A 15,128-nucleotide genomic window follows, 5' to 3' on the forward strand; every position below is an offset into this window, starting at 1 on the left:
GCCAGGCCCAATTCCCGATGATATTACACCGAAAATCAAAAGATCCTGCGCCAGACATATTTCTAGGACTTGGCCTCCCCGACGCTCGGGTACTCGGGAAGCAACGAGATTAAGTAGAACATACGCTGTGAGTCGATGCTGCGTTCCTCGGCTGTGGCCATGGCTTCATACTCGTAGACCAGGTCCAGCAGGCGGCGGTTGAATTGAAGCTGTTTTTCCTCGGAAAGGAAGACCAATCCGCTTGTCAGCATGGGCGGCCTGTCCGGAGACGGGGCGATGCCCGCCTTCGCTTCCGCCTCGCGGCGCTGCACCTCGTCATTCAAGCGCGTCCTGAATGCGTTCAACTGCACATTCAGGTAGGCGGTCTTGGCGTTGGCCGAGTCGATCTGGGTGTTCAGCTCCAGGCGCTCGCCCGCGGCGCGCCAGCGGCGCTCCCGGGCGTCGCCCTCGCTGGCGGCACGGATGACGTAGCCGTATTTCTCCAGCGCGCGCAGGTGGTAGCTCATGGCGCTGGGTGTCAGATCGCACAGCGACGCCAGCTCCGTGGCGGTGCGCGTGGTCTGTGAAGCGAAAAGTTCGTCAAGCACGATCAGACGTGCATCGTGAGCCAGGGCCCGGATCGCCTGCGGATCGGTTATGGAGACGACGTGCGGCACGGTGCCGTTGCCGTCCTGCGTCGCCAAAGCGTGCTCCTGGTGTGTGTTCCCTGTCATACCGAAAAACTTTAGCGCTTGTTTCACATTTTTCGAAGCAAGCCATGTCGCAATAGTCGTGACACCGCTTCATAAAGCCGTTCGGTGAAGTCTTCCTCCCCTTCCCCGATCAACGAATCAAGGGCATTGACCAGCTGCGCGACCGACAAATCGCCGTCGCAGGCCGAGGCGAAACCCGCCTGCGCAGTGTCCAGCAGCTCGGTGCGGCGCAGCCCCGCACCCTGGCGCAGCAGGATCACTCCGGGATGCTCGGCCCCCGGACGCTGGTGGCGTTCTTCGGTGACGTCATCGGCCACGAGCAGGTGCCAGTCGCGGAAAGCCTCGCCGGCCGCGGCCAGTTCGTCGGCCATCGCGATGTCGCGCTGCAACGTCCCGGCCACCGGCTGCTCGATGGGATGGGTGATCTGCTCGAAGCGGCGGAGGGTTGCCGCGCCGGTAGCGGCCTTGCGGAAATACACCAGCCCGAAGCCGATGGCCCCGACCCCGCGTGATTCGAAATCATCCAGGTAGGCGTTGTAGGCGGCGGCGTACGAGGAGCTGTCCTCGGTCTGCGAGGCGTCGCGCAGCCAGGTTTCGGCGTAGACGCTCGGGGTGGTCTGCTCGCGCTCGATGACCCACACGTCAAGGTCCTCGGGGAACCAGCTCTTGACCCGGCGGTCCCATGGCTCATTCGAATCGTCATCCAGACGATGAATCTCCCAGTTCGAGAGCATCTGCATCGATGCGCCCGGGTTCAGGTAGTCCCCCGCCTGGGCGATCAGCGTGCTGACCAGACGGTCCCCTGACATGCCGCCGTCACGGTAGGTGAAGCGGTCCTTTTCACGCTCGGTGGCGCGGCGCGGGGTGATCACGAACGGCGGGTTGGAGGCGATCAAGTCGAACTTCTGACCGGCGACCGGCTCGAAGAGGCTTCCGCGCAGCAGGCTGACACGGTCCTGGAGATTGCGCGGATCCAGCTTCAGCACCTTGTGGTTCAGCAGCAGGTTGAACCGGGTGAATGCCAGCGCCCTAGCCGACAGATCGGTGGCGGTGACGTGGTTGGCGTGGCCCAGCAGGTGGAAGAGCTGGATGCCGCAGCCGGTCCCCAGATCCAGCGCGCGGTCGACCTTTTCGCGCAGGGTGATCTGGGCCAGGGTCAGCGAGGCCTGCCCGATGCCCAGCACGTGATCGGTGCGCAGCACCCCGGGGCGCTGGTGCGCACCGAGGTCATGGGCAACCCACAACTCGCCGTCGGCGTCCGAGGAATGCAAGGTCAGCGCAACGGTGGCCCGGTACCCCGAGGCCCACGGCTCGATCAGGCCGAGCTTCAGCAGCCCGTCGACCTTCAGGCTCGGGAACGCCTTGTTCAGCGCCGCGGCCTCCTCGGTCCGGCCCAGCTGGAAGATCCGGAAGGCGCACGCCAGTTCCGTGTCGGCGGCGTCGCGCTCGATCACGCGCAGGGCCGGCAGGATCTGGTCGCGGGCCAGCGCTGCGGAGGCTTCTTCGCCCAGCATCTGCGAAACCTCGTCGTAGCTGAACCCGATAGCGGTCAGGTCTTCGGCGAGTCGTTCGAGCAGCTGCAGATCTGAACTCTGCGGGGCGTCTTCAAGGGCTGAAAATTCGGCGGCATTCACGCCAACCAGTCTACCGAGTGCGCACAGAGGATCCGATGAGCATTTCCCCGCCCGGCTTGCCTAAAATATAGGTCATGACCAACGTCACCATTACCTACCTGCAATTGCTCGCCCCCGAGGAAATCAAGCCTTCCTCACGTCCCGCGCCCCAAGATGTGCGCATCGAGCTGGTGCAGGACATCTCGCCCGAGTATTCAAAGTTTCTCTACCGCAGCGTGGGCAGCGACCTGAACTGGGCCGACCGGCTGAATTCGACCCGCGAAGAATGGGACGCCGTCCTGCGCCAGGACGGTTCGGAAACCTGGGTGCTGTACCGCCGCGGCGCGCCGCAAGGCTACGTGGAGCTGGTAACCGAAGTGGTCGACGGACGCAGCGAAGTCGAGGTCTTCTATTTCGGGCTCTTCCCGCAGGCCATTGGACAGGGCTTGGGCGGCCTGCTGCTGACCGAGGTGCTGCGCCAGGCTTGGGCCGTGGATTCGCGCACCCCCGGGCTGCCTCCGGTCAGCCGCGTCTGGCTGCACACCTGCTCGCTGGACGGTCCGGCCGCGCTGCCGAACTACGAGGCCCGCGGCTTGAAGGTCTACAAGCAAGAAACCGAGGAAACCGACGTCAAGGACGCCTCGATCGGACTGTGGCCGGAAACCAGCGTCCACGCGGGCTAGCTTCAAAGAAGCCTGTCCCCTTCCGGGCACGAAAAAAGGGCGGCAGGCCACCGGTTTTCCGGTGGCCTGCCGCCATTTAATACGATGGGTCCTAGACGGCTGCCATGCTGCAGTCCGGGCAGGTGCGCAGCTTCTCATCCTGGGCGCAGTCCTCGCAGAACAAGCGCAGGTTCCGGCAGGAAGGATTCGAACAGTTCTCGAACTTATTCGTCGGACCCTGGCAGCCCACGCATTCGCCGATGGTCACCGCATCCTCGGTGAACTCGGTGTGCATGCGCTTGTCGAAGACATACAGCGAACCTTCCCAGAGACCTGCGTCGCCGTACTTCTCGCCGTAGCGGACGATGCCGCCCTGCATCTGGTAGACCTCTTGGAAGCCGCGCTTGACCATGAGTGCGGAGAGCACCTCGCAGCGGATGCCGCCGGTGCAGTAGGTGACCACCGGCTGGTCCTTCAGGTGGTCGTACTTGCCCGAATCCAGTTCCGCGACGAAGTCCCGGGTGGTGTCCACGTCGGGGACGATGGCGTCCTTGAACTTGCCGATCTGGGCTTCGAAGGCGTTGCGGCCGTCGAAGAAGTGCACCTTGGAACCCGACTGCTCCTTGGCCTCCACCAATTCGTGCAGCTCCTCGGGACGCAGGTGCGTTCCGCCGCCCACGACCCCGTTCTCGTCGACCTCGAGTTCGCCCGGGGCTCCGAAGGTGACGATCTCGTCGCGGACCTTCACCGAGATGCGCGGGAAGTCCGCCGCGGAGCCCTCGGACCACTTAATGTCCATCTTCTTGAAGGCAGGCAATTCACGGGTCGCTTTCACGTACTTCTTGACGGCTGAAAGTTCGCCGCCGACGGTTCCGTTAATACCGTCCTTGGAGATGATGATGCGTCCGCGCAGTCCCCAGCGTTCCAGCAGCGAGCGCTGCCACAGGCGGACAGCCTCCGGATCGGGGAGCGGAGTAAATGCGTAATACAAGACGATGCGTTCAATGGCCACACCCCAAGTTTAGTGGTTGAACGGCATGAAACGCCGGGTGAACGAGCAAAATCACATTCTCCGGCGCGCTATTCCGGGGGCCGGGAGGATTCTTTCGTTTCAACTAGGCAACGATTGGCGCAATGTCAGCTAATTCCTAGGAAAGACAAGGTAGGGTCAAGACATGGCATCAAACGCAAGCGATGAACTGATTGGCACCTGGGTCGCCGGCTGGGCGGGAGCCCGCGGTTACGAGACCCGTAATGAGGGACGCGTCCATGCAGCGTTGCGTCACGACACCACCGAAGACTGGGAATACGTGATCTACGGCCCTTCGAAGGAAGAGCTCGCCGCTGTCGCCGAAACCCTGAAGAAGCACCCGAACCGCCGTTTGACCGCATTCGACGATTCCGTCGAGCAGCTGCTGGCCACCGCGTCCGAGGTTGGCCTGCAGGTCGCCGCCGACGATGAAGTATTGATGGTCACGGAGCTGGCAGTGCACGACGTCGAGGTCCCGCTGCCTGCCGAAGGCTTCATATTCCAGATCGAGCGCGACGGCACCCATGCATACGTCTCCCTGCACCCCGAGGACAACCAGGAAATCGTCGCCGCGTCCGGCCACGTTTCCGCAGTCGAAGGCTACGCCATTTTCGACCGCATCATCACCGGACCGGACTTCCGACGCAAGGGTCTTGGCACCCTGGTGATGCGTGCACTGGCCTCGCTGGCCCAGGAGCACGACGTGGACGAGGGCCTGCTGATCGCTTCGGTGGACGGCCAGAAGCTCTACGCCTCCCTGGGATGGACTTCCCTGGGCAAGGTCGTCAACTTCAAAGCCTAAAGTACAATTCTTTGCTCTCGCCGTTGCAGCCGTTCCCGGCTGCGACGGCGTTAGTCTTTTAACACCGCGGACTCCACCGCGGCGCATCCCACCGTTCCGGCGTCGAAAGGCTGTGTTTCGTGAAGTCTGTGCGCGCCCTGCTTGATCCCTACGATCGGAGCAACGATCCGGAAGCCGTGATGCACCGGCGCAGCGTCCCGGCCAAGGACCAGATCACCGCACCGTGGCCCGGCTGGCTGGCCGAGGAAGTTAAAGCGACGTTCCAAGGGCTGGGCATCAATGAACCATGGCTGCACCAGGTGCAGGCCGCGGACCTGATCCATGCAGGGAAGCACACGATCATCTCCACCGGAACCGCTTCGGGCAAATCCCTGGCCTACCTCATGCCGTCCATCGATGCGCTTTTCCGCACCAAGGACACTGCCGCCAACGACGCCAGCGCACAGGCCTCCGTGCTGTATATCTGCCCTACCAAGGCCCTGGCCGCCGACCAGCTCTCGTCTGTTGAAGCGCTCAAGGTCCCCGGAGTCCGAGCGGCAGCCTATGACGGCGACACCGACCAGGGCACGCGCGCCTGGGTGCGGCAGCACGGGAACTTCGTTTTCACCAACCCCGACATGCTGCACCGCGGCATCCTGCCGAACCATCCGGCCTGGTCCCGTTTCTTCAAGCGGCTGAAGTACGTGGTCATCGACGAGGCCCACTCCTACCGCGGGGTCTTCGGGGCCCATGTGGCGAACCTGATGCGGCGGCTGCGCCGGATCTGCGCGCACTACGGCAATCATCCGGTGTTCATCGGTGCCTCGGCCACCAGCTCCGATCCCGAGGAATCCTTCGGCCGGCTCATCGGAGCCGAGGTGTCGGCGGTGACGCGCGATTTCTCGGCCTCCGGCGAACTGGTGATCGGGCTGTGGGAACCGCCCCTGTCCGAGCGCACCGGGGAAAACGGCGCCCCACTGCGCCGCACCGCCATCGCCGAGAGCGCGTCGATTCTCACCGACCTGATGGCGGACCACGTGCGAACCATCGTCTTCATCAAATCCCGGCGAGGGGCTGAGACCATCGCCACCCTCACGCGCAAGCATTTGGAGAATTTCGCGCCCGAGCTGTCCGTCAGGCTGGCCGCCTACCGGTCGGGCTATCTGCCAAGAGAGCGGCGCGAGGTTGAACGCAAGCTGCGTTCCGGCGAGCTGCTCGGCGTCACCTCCACCTCAGCGCTGGAATTGGGAATCGATATCTCGGGGCTGGATGCCGTGGTGGTCGCTGGCTGGCCCGGAACCCGCGCATCCTTCTTCCAGCAGATCGGCCGGGCGGGGCGCTCCGGCCAGGACGCCTTGGCGCTGTTCGTGGCCGCCGAGGACCCGCTGGACACCTACCTGGTCAGCCACCCGGAGGCGATCTTCGACCTCGGCGTGGAAGCTACCGTCTTCGACCCGCAGAACAAGTATGTCCTCAGCGGGCATCTGTGCGCGGCAGCCCAGGAGAATCCGCTGCGCCCCGAGGAGCTGGAGATCTTCGGCCCGCACACCGAGGCGCTGCTTGAGTCCCTGGTGCAGCGCGGGTATCTGCGGCGGCGGCCTGCCGGATGGTTCTGGACCCATCCCCAGCATGCGGCCGGGATGTTCTCCATCCGGGCCGATGGGGGCGGGCCGGTGGACATCATCGATGCCGAGACCGGCGCGCTGCTGGGGACCATGGACTCGCCGCAGAGCCACTACCAGGCCCACCCGGGCGCCATCTACGTGCACCAGGGCGCCAGCTACCACGTGGAAGAACTGGACGAGCAGAACCACGTGGTGATCGTGACACGGGTGAACCCCGACTACTACACCACCGCCCGCGACCTGACCACGGTGGCCATCGAGGCCCAGGAGCGCACCAGCACGCACCGCGAGCTGGAGATCTACTTCGGCGATGTCATCGTGACCACCCAGGTGGTCTCGTACCAGCGCAAGTCCATCGCCTCCAACGAGGTACTCTCCGAGGAGCCGCTGGACCTCGAAGCGCGGGACCTGCACACCAAGTCCGTCTGGTTCACCTTGACCGAGCAGCGGCTGCTGCGCGCGGGGCTGACCGTGGACCAGTTCCCCGGCGCGCTGCACGCGGCCGAGCATGCGATGATCGGGTTGCTGCCGCTGGTGGCCACCAGCGACCGCTGGGATATCGGCGGGGTGTCCACCGCGCTGCACATGGACACCGGCCATCCAACGATTTTCGTGTATGACGCGCAGCCGGGAGGGGCCGGATTCGCCGAGCGCGGCTTCGAGAAGTTCTCCACCTGGGTGCGGGCCACCCGGGATGCCATCGAAGCGTGCGAGTGCCGAAGCGGCTGCCCCAGCTGCGTGCAGTCTCCCAAATGCGGCAATCGGAACAATCCGCTGGACAAGGCCGGGGCGGTGCTGCTGCTCAGTGCCGTGCTGGAGGATGTCCAGCCGCGGCACCATTTCTAACTGGTTCAGCTAGTGCTGGGTCAGCGGCGGAGCGCCCGCCCGGGCTTGGGCGGAGGCCGCCGGGAACTCGATTCCCAGCGCGGAAAACGTGATCGCCACCGAGACCTGCACGCGGACTGTGGTTCCGTCCGCCTCGATGACGCAGGATTCCAGCCGTGCCTCGTTGGCCGAGGCCAGCAGCCCGGCGGCGGGGCACGGATCCCCCGCGCGCAGTCCCCGGGCCGTATCAGCCGCAGCCAAGGCGGCGAGGTCCGCCGCTGAGGCGGCCTGCATCGCCGCTCGGGTCACCGCGGACCAGGCGAGAATGCCCGCGGCGAGCAGCAGTGCGGCGATCACCAGTGCCGTGGCCGCGACGGTGCTGCTCCCCCGTTGCGAGCTGAATTCCGCGCAGCTCATTTTTCGTTCGCCACGCGTGCGGTGCCTCGGACCTCGACCGCTCCCACCACCGGCAGGTCTACCGATTTGGCCACCGTGACCGTGGCGTATCCTCCCCCGTTGCCGACCGTGTAGCGGGCCGAGGTCCCGGCCAACTGAATGCCCCGCGCCCGGGCCGCGCCGGTGTCATCGCCACGGGCCAGCTCCCTGGCCATCGCCCCGGCCGCCTGCTGGACCTGGATCTGCCGCATCCCCAGGACCCCGAGGCACAGCAGCAGCGACAGCATGAGCGCGATGGCCGGCAGCAGCACGGCGAATTCCGCCGTGCTGCTGCCGCGGTCATCCATGCGGTCCATGGTTACAGGCTCAAGGCCTTGCTGATGAGGCCCATCAGCATGCCCCGCACGTCGCCGCTGGACAGGATGCTGATCAGCAGGCCGGCGAAGGCCACGGCCGCGAGGGTGACCATGGCGAATTCCGCGGTGGTAGAGCCTTGTTCCTCGTCGAGCCGTTCGCGCAGCCTGTTCAGGGTGGTAGTCATGTCCGTTCCTTTCGCTCGGGTGGCATCGTTTCCTTCCCGGGTGGGGAGGCGATGGTGTTTTCAGGCTCGCACTGCTTCCGCTACCGCGGTTGGGATTGGCTGCAAGGTGGGCATAACCCGCCGGGGTCAGCCGAAGTGCGGGAACAACGCGATGATCAGCGGCACCACGCCCAGGGCGATGAAGGCAGGAAGGGCGCAGGCTCCCAGCGGCAGCACCAGTTTGGTGGCGAACTGCGCACCGCAGCGGGCGACGTGCTGGACGCGTTGCCGGCGTTGCAGCTGGGCGGTATTCCTCAGCAGCGCGGACGCCGGCGCTCCGGTAGCCTGGGCAAAGCCAAGGGACCGTTGCAGCGGGGCGAGCCACGCCGGGGCGGGTTCCCAGGCTTTGTCCCACTCCATGTTCATTTCCAGGCATCGGGCCACGGTCCGCAATGCCGAGCACTGCGGAATGCAGCGCCCCATCGATTCAAGCAGCGTGGTCATGGGCAGCCCGGAATCCATGAGGCTGGCCCCGAGGTCCAAGACCAGGTCAATGGGTTCACTTCCTTGCACCGAAGACTTGTCCCGGACCCGGGCGGCCGGCGGATTGACCCCCCGTTCGCGGGTCCACGCAGGCCTGCGGGGATTCCACAGCAGGACTGCGGACACCAGGCAGAGCAACGCCACCGCAGTCATTGCAGGGCCTGCGCAGTTGTTGCCCCGAGCAGCCGCCGGCACCAGATCCTGTTCAGCGCCCACAGCCCTGCTCCCACGGCGAGGCTCAGCTGCGCGGGCCATGAGGTCAGCAAGGTGGTTCCGACGTCGATGCCGAGGATGAACCCCGCACCGAGCCCCACCACCGGCAACCAGGTCAACAGCCGTGTGGTCGCCCTGGGACCTGCCATGGCGGCGTCGAACGACTGCCGGGCGAGCAATTCCGCTTCCAGGTCCTCGGCCAGCTGGTCCAGCACCCCGGCCAGCGGGGCGCCGGTCTGCGATGAAAGATCCAGGCACCAGGAAAGCCTTTGGACCGGCCCACCGTCCTCGTGTTCCCCGGTGTGCTCCATTGCTTCGGCCTGCTCGCCACGGAACGCGGCCTGGGCTTTCAGCCGGCGCAAGGCGGCCAGTACCGGGCTTTGTTCGGTACGTACCTGCAATAGGGCTTCGATGGCCTGCGGGAACATCAAGCCGCTGCGCATCAGCGCGGCCAGCTCGCGAATGATCTGGGCGTCCAGGGCCAGTGCCTGCTGCTGTGCGCCGGCTCGTGGGGCAGGAAATTTTCCGCTGCCCAGGATGCTGATTTGCCTTGTCCCGCCGGACAACTGCCGCCCAGGGTGCCACAGCCACCACCCGGCGAGCAGCAATAGGAGTACCGCAGTCATCACTCCCCCTGCCGTGCACGGTTGGCATGCCACTGGGCGACCTCGGCAGAGGCCTGCGCACCGAGTTTCTCGTGCAGCAGTCTCAGGCTACCGGCATCCGGGCAGTTCGGTGTTCCCGTGTCGATCAGCATGCGCACGTCCAAGCAGTCGTTCGAATCGGTGGACAGGCTTCCCAACGCCACCGGCGAGCGCACCCCGGAGGGCTGCCGACGCATATGGATGATCAGGTCAAAGGCGCTGGCTGCCTGCAGCGAGGTGGCTTGCAGGCCCCACCCGGCCAGGGCGCCCAATGCGGCCAGGCGGGCCGGGACGGATTCTGGGTTATTGGCGTGCAGAGTGCCGGCTGCTCCCTGGTGGCCGGTGTTCATGGCCGCAAGGAAATCCCGGATCTCCGCCCCGCGGCACTCGCCTACGACCAGCCGGTCGGGTCTCATGCGCAGTGCTTGGGCGACCAGGTCCTTGAGCTCTATCTGGCCTGCGGATTCAACGTTCGCGGTGCGTGTCTGCAGGCTCACTACGTGGCGGTGGTCGACGTTGAGCTCATGGGAGTCCTCGATGATCACCAGTCGTTGCTTGCCGCTGGCCTGTGCCAGCATGGCCTGGAGCAGGGTCGTTTTACCGCTGCCGGTGCCGCCGGTCACCAGGAAATTCAACTGGCGTCCCATCACTTCGCGCAGCACCGTGTGCCAGAATTCCGGTGCTTGGGCGAGGACGGTCTCCAGGGAGAGCAGCTGTTCGGTTTTCACGCGGATGGAAATCAGCGGTCCTTCGGTGGCAATGGGCGGGAGCACCGCGTGCACCCGGTAGTTCTTGACGCTCATGTCCATGAAAGGGCTGGAAGCGTCCAATCGCCGTCCTGCCAGGGTCGCCAGATGCACGGCCAGTGAGCGCACCTGTTCAGGTGAAGAAAAGCGGAACCCCGTGAGTTCCAGTCCGCGGGGCGAATCGGTCCACACCTGGCCTTGGCCGTCCACAAGCACATCCGTGATCCCGGGTCCCTGGGCGAAACGCTCAAGGATCGACAGACCGGCGACTTCGTCCTGCAAGGCCTTCAGCGATTCGGTCGCGCCGCGCGAGCCGAGGGCGGCTCCCGACTCGTGGACGGCGCTCGCCAGGGAGATGGCGTCGAGTTCTCCCCCGCTGGCCAGGGCGCGGTCCCGGACCGATTGCAGGATGCGCGAATCCAGTTCGTGCGTGCCGGCGAATTTCTGCGCTGATGGCGAATGGCGCCCGGGGCTCATGGTGCGCCCCGCGATCCCGCGTCCTCTGCCACCGGGAGCAGGCGCAGGTCCGCCAGCTGCTGCCTGAGTCTTCGGGATCTCAGGGCATCGAGCAGGTCGCCGCGGTCGACGGCCCGTTCTATCGAGGGCGTATGGGACAGCTTGCCCAGCAGGGAGCGGCTCTCCATTGCCGCCGTCGGCATTCCGTGATCCGCGCGCAGCACGTAGTCCCCGCGCGGCGGAATGCTCGAGGCATCGCACACCGTGATCTGCCGGTCGGTGAAATGGCCTATCGCCTCCGACCCCGGATGCGGTGTTCGCCCGGTATCCAGTACCAGCAGGTCGAATCCCTGCCGCGCAGCCGTCAACAGCCTGGCTGTCAATGCTCCGTCCACCGCTGCACGAGGTGGAGTTCCAGACCAGGTGAGCACCGCAGTCCCCCGCACCGTCGGAAGCGTCTCGACCAACTGGTGCGAGGCCAGCGCCCCGCCCGAGCCCGCCAATTCGTCCCATCCGATGCCGGTGGGAGGCCTGGCGCAAATCCGCGGCCACAACCCGCAGGAGTGGGGATCCAGGTCCACCACGAGGCTGTGCAGACCGCTCAGCGTTCCGGCGTGGGCGAGCAACACCGCAAGGGTGCTGGTGCCCACCCCTCCGGCCCGTGAGCCCAAGGCCACGGTATGCCCATGCCCCGATCTCATGTACCACAGCCCCAGGTACTCGCCCAGCCATTGGCTCGCGCCGGGAAGGATCGCAACCCTCGACAGGGGCAGCCGGCTGGCCGCTTCCCACAGGGTCTGCGCTTGCTCGTCGTGCCCCACCAGCACATCGCACCGGGCGGAGCCGGCCAAGGCCTCGCCTAGCGCATCCGCGCCCCACAGCACCGGCCCCTCGGCGTCATGGATCATCGGCGAGGAGCTGGAACACCGGGAAATCCGGACCGCGGCGCCCAGGGAAATCAACGCGCACTGCGCCACCAGGTTTTCGTCGTCGCTCACCAGCACGCAGGCAGGTCCCCCGGGCTCGGCCCGTTGGACTTCCCGGGGCTGGACGCGGAGCGGCGGCGCCTCCCGGAGCGCGGAGTCCAAGGACAGCGGGACGAACCGAGAATCGACTCCGGGCCCGGGGTTGTGCGGGCGAAAGGGTAACCAGTTCATGGGTCGAAGTTGCCATCCCCCGGTTCCGGTCGGTTTCCGGCGCCCGCGAACTGGGGATATCGCCCCTGGCCACGGCACAATGGAAGCATGCCCCGTGGACAATCTGGCGTTCTGGCCTTTCTCGCAGCGGATCCCGAGGGATTCGCCCTGCTGCAGCTACGCGATGCCGCCAGCGGCGAACCGCTCACCCCGGCCCGGACTGCCTCACGGGAAGAGCTCTGCCAGGTCGTCGGCGAGATCGAGCAGTCGCGCTCCCCGCGCTGGGTGATGCTGCGCACCTCCCCGTGGCTGGAGCTGCTGACCTCCGTAGATGTCCACCTCGCCAAGGCGCATGTGCTCTCGCTGGCCCAGCGCATCCTGCACCGCAGCCCGCTGGCCGCGGTGCGGCTTCCGGATATTGATCTGGAGAACCCGCCCTCGTCCCGGGACACGGGAGACCAAGGCGCGTTGTTCTCCGCCCCGGTCAGCGGGGAGTCACTGCAGGAACTGGTGAACATGTTCGCCGCCCAGCTGCAGGCCATGCCCTCGGACCCCGCGGCCTTCAAGCGGCTGCAGCTGCTGATCCATGCCGAATCCGTGGGTGCGCTGATCGCCGCGGAGATGGAGAGCGCGGGGCTGTCCTGGGACGAGCACGGGCACCGGCAACTGCTGCGCCGGATGCTCGGCGAGCGCGTCCCGGACTCCGTGCGCCCGCCGAAGCTCGCCGCCCTGGCCCAGCAGCTGGGTCAGAACCTGCAGTCCCCGGGGCTGAACCCCGACTCCCCGCAGGAGCTGCTGCGCGCCCTGCACCGGGCGGGATTCGCGGTGCAGTCGGTCAGGGCCTGGGAACTGGAGCAGATCACGCACCCCGCCATCACCCAGGTGCTCGAATACAAGAAGCTGTCGCGGCTTGCCAGCACCCACGGGGATGCCTGGCTGGACGCGTGGGTCGCCCACGGACGATTCCATCCCCACTATGTCCTGGGCACCGTCGCCTCCGGACGTTGGGCAGCCTCGGGTGGCGGGGCGCTGCAGCTGCCGCATTCCATCCGCCAGGTCGTGCGGACCCCGGAAGGCCGGACCTTCGTGGTGGCAGACGGGCGCCAACTGGAACCGCGGATCCTCGCCGCCATGTCCCGGGACCTCAATCTCCAGCAGGCGGGTCTGCAGGACGACCTCTACCAGTGGCTCATCGACGCAGGGTTGGTCAAGGACCGCAACGAAGCCAAGCTGGGCATGCTGTCGGTCATCTACGGCGGCACTTCCGGGGGCGCGCAGGCCGTGGGGGCCGCGTTGAAGAAGAACTTCCCCGCAGCCATGGATTTCGTCGATTCGGCAGCCCGCGCCGGCGAACGCGGCGACGGGGTGAGCAGCTACCTGGGCCGCGGGTGCCCGCCGGCGGATGAACGCTGGATGCAGGCGCAGCGCGGCACCCGCGACGAAGCCTCCCAGCGCGCCGCCGACTTGGCGGCCCGTTCCCGCGGCCGGTTCACCCGCAATTTCGTGGTGCAGTCGACCGCCGCCGAATGGGCCTTGATCTGGATGGGCCACGCCCGCCATCTGATCCACCAGGCCGGCTGGAGCCAAGAGTGCCGCCAGGTCTTCTTCGTCCACGACGAAATCGTCTTCGAATGCCCCACCGGGCTGGCTCCGCAGCTGGCCGAGATCATCAGGCATGCGGCGGCGCTCGCCGGGCGCACGCTGTTCGGGGAGCAGTCGGTGAGCTTCCCGGTCAGCGTGGCGATCACCCAGAACTACGCCGAGGCGAAATAGCAGGAAGCAGGTTTGGCAGGCCTGCCTAGAGCATGCGGATTTCGCGCTTGGGCGACCACGGCCTGGTCCAGCCCAGCTCGTTGAACAGCTTGTCCGCCACCATCGCGGTGAAGCCCCAGATCACCCGGCCTTCGTATTCGAAGGCGGGAGCACTGAACTTGCGCCCTCCGCGCTGCACCACGCCCAGCACCCGGTTGCGCGGGTCCAGCAGGTGGGCGACGGGTGCGCGGAAGACTCCCGCGCTCTCGCCGGGATCGACGGGGAACACCGCGGATTCGGTGTGCCACCATCCAAGCACCGGGGTGACGATGAAGTTGGAGACCGGCAGCTCGGTCGCTGCCAGCTGACCCAGCACCTCGATGCCCGAGGTCTGCACGCCGGTTTCCTCCCAGGCTTCGCGCAGCGCGGCGTCGGTTTCCGAGGCGTCCTCGGGATCGATCCCGCCGCCGGGGAATGAAATCTGCCCGGCATGGGAGCGCAGGGTCTCGGCGCGCTCGACGAACAGGAGGTCCAAGTCGGCGGGATCCGCGTTCTGGGTCAGTCCCCGGCCGTCGGCCGAGCCGAATAGCATCAGGATCGCGGCGCGGCGCACGCTGTTGGCGTCAAGCTGCTTGAATGCCCAGGAATCCGGGAGTTTTTGCCTCGCACCCACCGTGTGCGAATGCTCGGCGACAACCTGCTTCAAGTCCTTCAGTGCGCTCATGCGTCCAATCCAAATCCCTCGGCCCGCAGTTCACGGCGGGTGGCTCCGGCGAGCATCTTGTCCAGCAGCTCTTCACGCCCCGGAGCGAGTTCGTACTTAAGCAACGCTTTTGCCTTGGCCGGTATTTCCTCGCCGATGCCGTAGGAAGGGCACAGCTTGGCCAGCACGCAGGCTCCGCACGCGGGTTTGCGGGAGTGGCAGACCCGGCGGCCGTGGAACACCACACGGTGGCTGAGCATGGTCCAGTCGCGCTTCTCGAACAGCTTGCCGACGGCGTGCTCGACCTTCACCGGGTCGGTCTCATCGGTCCACCCGAAGCGGTTGGCCAGGCGTCCGAAGTGCGTGTCCACGGTAATGCCCGGAACGCCGAAGGCATTGCCCAGCACCACATTGGCGGTCTTGCGCCCCACGCCCGGCAGCTTGACCAGCTCGTCGAGCTTGGGCGGGACCTCGCCGTCGAAGCGCTCGACCAGGGCGGCTGAGAGCCCGAGCAGCGATTCGGTTTTGGCGCGGAAGAAGCCGGTGGCCCGGATCAGTTCCTCCAGTTCGCCGCGGTCGGCCTGGCTCATGGCGTGGGCGTCCGGGAAGCGGGCGAACAACGCGGGGGTGATCGCGTTGACGCGGACATCGGTGGTCTGTGCGGAGAGCACCGTCGCGACGAGCAGTTCGAAGGGATTCTCGAAATCCAGTTCCGGCACCGCATAGGGGTAGGCCTCTGCCAGCAGACGGTTCATCTTGCGTGCCCGGCGCTTGAGCCCCAGCTCCGTTTC

Annotated in this window: 16 protein-coding genes; 4 read left to right on the forward strand and 12 right to left on the reverse strand. The window is 66.2% G+C overall.

All coding sequences use genetic code 11. The features are described from left to right. Positions 1-62: 62 nt before the first annotated feature. On the reverse strand, positions 63-713 hold the full coding sequence (locus ACTX90_RS13110) for an ArsR/SmtB family transcription factor (RefSeq protein ID WP_052772456.1): 651 nt from the start codon (positions 711-713) through the stop codon (positions 63-65). 23 nt (positions 714-736) lie between these two features. Further along, the gene (locus tag ACTX90_RS13115; RefSeq protein ID WP_053798596.1) at positions 737-2,326 is read right to left on the reverse strand and encodes a DUF7059 domain-containing protein; all 1,590 of its coding nucleotides are present in this window, start codon (positions 2,324-2,326) and stop codon (positions 737-739) included. 74 nt (positions 2,327-2,400) lie between these two features. On the opposite strand from ACTX90_RS13115, the gene ACTX90_RS13120 reads away from it, so the two are divergent. After that, the gene (locus tag ACTX90_RS13120; RefSeq protein ID WP_053798597.1) at positions 2,401-2,988 is read left to right on the forward strand and encodes a hypothetical protein; all 588 of its coding nucleotides are present in this window, start codon (positions 2,401-2,403) and stop codon (positions 2,986-2,988) included. Between the two features lie 91 nt (positions 2,989-3,079). Here ACTX90_RS13120 and trhO read toward each other — a convergent pair whose 3' ends face one another. Beyond that, a complete protein-coding gene (trhO, locus tag ACTX90_RS13125; RefSeq protein ID WP_047119830.1) occupies positions 3,080-3,979 on the reverse strand; it encodes an oxygen-dependent tRNA uridine(34) hydroxylase TrhO in 900 nt (299 codons plus the stop codon). 163 nt (positions 3,980-4,142) lie between these two features. Between trhO and ACTX90_RS13130 the strand changes: the two genes are divergently transcribed. After that, positions 4,143-4,799 (forward strand): GNAT family N-acetyltransferase, encoded by a 657-nt coding sequence (locus ACTX90_RS13130; protein ID WP_047119831.1) that lies wholly within the window; start codon positions 4,143-4,145, stop codon positions 4,797-4,799. A 119-nt stretch (positions 4,800-4,918) separates the two neighbouring features. Further along, positions 4,919-7,249, forward strand: coding sequence for a DEAD/DEAH box helicase (gene sftH, locus ACTX90_RS13135; protein WP_047119832.1), 2,331 nt, complete (start codon positions 4,919-4,921; stop codon positions 7,247-7,249). Positions 7,250-7,258: 9 nt separating this feature from the next. Here the strand turns inward: sftH and ACTX90_RS13140 are convergent, their stop codons facing one another. The 7 genes from ACTX90_RS13140 to ACTX90_RS13170 all read right to left on the reverse strand — a co-directional run bounded on the left by ACTX90_RS13140 (position 7,259) and on the right by ACTX90_RS13170 (position 11,903). Further along, complete coding sequence (locus ACTX90_RS13140; protein ID WP_047119833.1) at positions 7,259-7,645, reverse strand: Rv3654c family TadE-like protein; 387 nt, start codon at positions 7,643-7,645, stop codon at positions 7,259-7,261. Then, positions 7,642-7,980, reverse strand: coding sequence for a TadE family type IV pilus minor pilin (locus tag ACTX90_RS13145; protein WP_047119834.1), 339 nt, complete (start codon positions 7,978-7,980; stop codon positions 7,642-7,644). Before ACTX90_RS13145 ends, ACTX90_RS13140 begins: the two co-directional genes overlap by 4 nt. A 2-nt stretch (positions 7,981-7,982) precedes the next feature. Then, positions 7,983-8,165, reverse strand: a complete 183-nt coding sequence (locus ACTX90_RS13150; RefSeq protein WP_047119835.1) for a DUF4244 domain-containing protein — start codon at positions 8,163-8,165, stop codon at positions 7,983-7,985. Positions 8,166-8,291: 126 nt separating this feature from the next. Further along, positions 8,292-8,903 carry a type II secretion system F family protein gene (locus ACTX90_RS13155; RefSeq protein ID WP_443444058.1) on the reverse strand — a complete coding sequence of 204 codons (612 nt, stop codon included), beginning with the start codon at positions 8,901-8,903 and terminating at the stop codon, positions 8,292-8,294. After that, on the reverse strand, positions 8,837-9,526 hold the full coding sequence (locus tag ACTX90_RS13160) for a type II secretion system F family protein (protein WP_443442210.1): 690 nt from the start codon (positions 9,524-9,526) through the stop codon (positions 8,837-8,839). Before ACTX90_RS13160 ends, ACTX90_RS13155 begins: the two co-directional genes overlap by 67 nt. Continuing rightward, positions 9,526-10,767, reverse strand: coding sequence for a TadA family conjugal transfer-associated ATPase (locus ACTX90_RS13165; protein WP_443442211.1), 1,242 nt, complete (start codon positions 10,765-10,767; stop codon positions 9,526-9,528). Before ACTX90_RS13165 ends, ACTX90_RS13160 begins: the two co-directional genes overlap by 1 nt. Then, positions 10,764-11,903, reverse strand: coding sequence for a CpaE-like family protein (locus ACTX90_RS13170; protein ID WP_424678150.1), 1,140 nt, complete (start codon positions 11,901-11,903; stop codon positions 10,764-10,766). Before ACTX90_RS13170 ends, ACTX90_RS13165 begins: the two co-directional genes overlap by 4 nt. 87 nt (positions 11,904-11,990) lie before the next feature. On the opposite strand from ACTX90_RS13170, the gene ACTX90_RS13175 reads away from it, so the two are divergent. After that, complete coding sequence (locus ACTX90_RS13175) at positions 11,991-13,655, forward strand: bifunctional 3'-5' exonuclease/DNA polymerase (protein WP_424678151.1); 1,665 nt, start codon at positions 11,991-11,993, stop codon at positions 13,653-13,655. A gap of 25 nt (positions 13,656-13,680) precedes the next feature. Here the strand turns inward: ACTX90_RS13175 and ACTX90_RS13180 are convergent, their stop codons facing one another. Further along, positions 13,681-14,358, reverse strand: a complete 678-nt coding sequence (locus tag ACTX90_RS13180) for an NUDIX hydrolase (protein ID WP_443442212.1) — start codon at positions 14,356-14,358, stop codon at positions 13,681-13,683. Beyond that, positions 14,355-15,092, reverse strand: a complete 738-nt coding sequence (gene nth, locus ACTX90_RS13185; RefSeq protein ID WP_237562450.1) for an endonuclease III — start codon at positions 15,090-15,092, stop codon at positions 14,355-14,357. Before nth ends, ACTX90_RS13180 begins: the two co-directional genes overlap by 4 nt. Positions 15,093-15,128 lie beyond the last annotated feature (36 nt).

This window comes from Glutamicibacter soli (assembly GCF_052322135.1).
Lineage (GTDB): Bacteria > Actinomycetota > Actinomycetes > Actinomycetales > Micrococcaceae > Glutamicibacter > Glutamicibacter soli.

What these genes read in the sequence shown, in the direction of transcription:
- ACTX90_RS13140 (WP_047119833.1), bottom strand. Translation starts at nt 7,645, where the DNA reads ATGAGCTGCGCGGAATTCAGCTCGCAACGGGGGAGCAGCACCGTCGCG.
- ACTX90_RS13175 (WP_424678151.1), top strand. Translation starts at nt 11,991, where the DNA reads ATGCCCCGTGGACAATCTGGCGTTCTGGCCTTTCTCGCAGCGGATCCC.
- ACTX90_RS13145 (WP_047119834.1), bottom strand. Translation starts at nt 7,980, where the DNA reads ATGGACCGCATGGATGACCGCGGCAGCAGCACGGCGGAATTCGCCGTG.
- ACTX90_RS13165 (WP_443442211.1), bottom strand. Translation starts at nt 10,767, where the DNA reads ATGAGCCCCGGGCGCCATTCGCCATCAGCGCAGAAATTCGCCGGCACG.
- ACTX90_RS13170 (WP_424678150.1), bottom strand. Translation starts at nt 11,903, where the DNA reads ATGAACTGGTTACCCTTTCGCCCGCACAACCCCGGGCCCGGAGTCGAT.
- ACTX90_RS13160 (WP_443442210.1), bottom strand. Translation starts at nt 9,526, where the DNA reads ATGACTGCGGTACTCCTATTGCTGCTCGCCGGGTGGTGGCTGTGGCAC.
- ACTX90_RS13180 (WP_443442212.1), bottom strand. Translation starts at nt 14,358, where the DNA reads ATGAGCGCACTGAAGGACTTGAAGCAGGTTGTCGCCGAGCATTCGCAC.
- ACTX90_RS13150 (WP_047119835.1), bottom strand. Translation starts at nt 8,165, where the DNA reads ATGACTACCACCCTGAACAGGCTGCGCGAACGGCTCGACGAGGAACAA.
- ACTX90_RS13130 (WP_047119831.1), top strand. Translation starts at nt 4,143, where the DNA reads ATGGCATCAAACGCAAGCGATGAACTGATTGGCACCTGGGTCGCCGGC.
- nth (WP_237562450.1), bottom strand. Translation starts at nt 15,092, where the DNA reads ATGAACCGTCTGCTGGCAGAGGCCTACCCCTATGCGGTGCCGGAACTG.
- ACTX90_RS13120 (WP_053798597.1), top strand. Translation starts at nt 2,401, where the DNA reads ATGACCAACGTCACCATTACCTACCTGCAATTGCTCGCCCCCGAGGAA.
- ACTX90_RS13110 (WP_052772456.1), bottom strand. Translation starts at nt 713, where the DNA reads ATGACAGGGAACACACACCAGGAGCACGCTTTGGCGACGCAGGACGGC.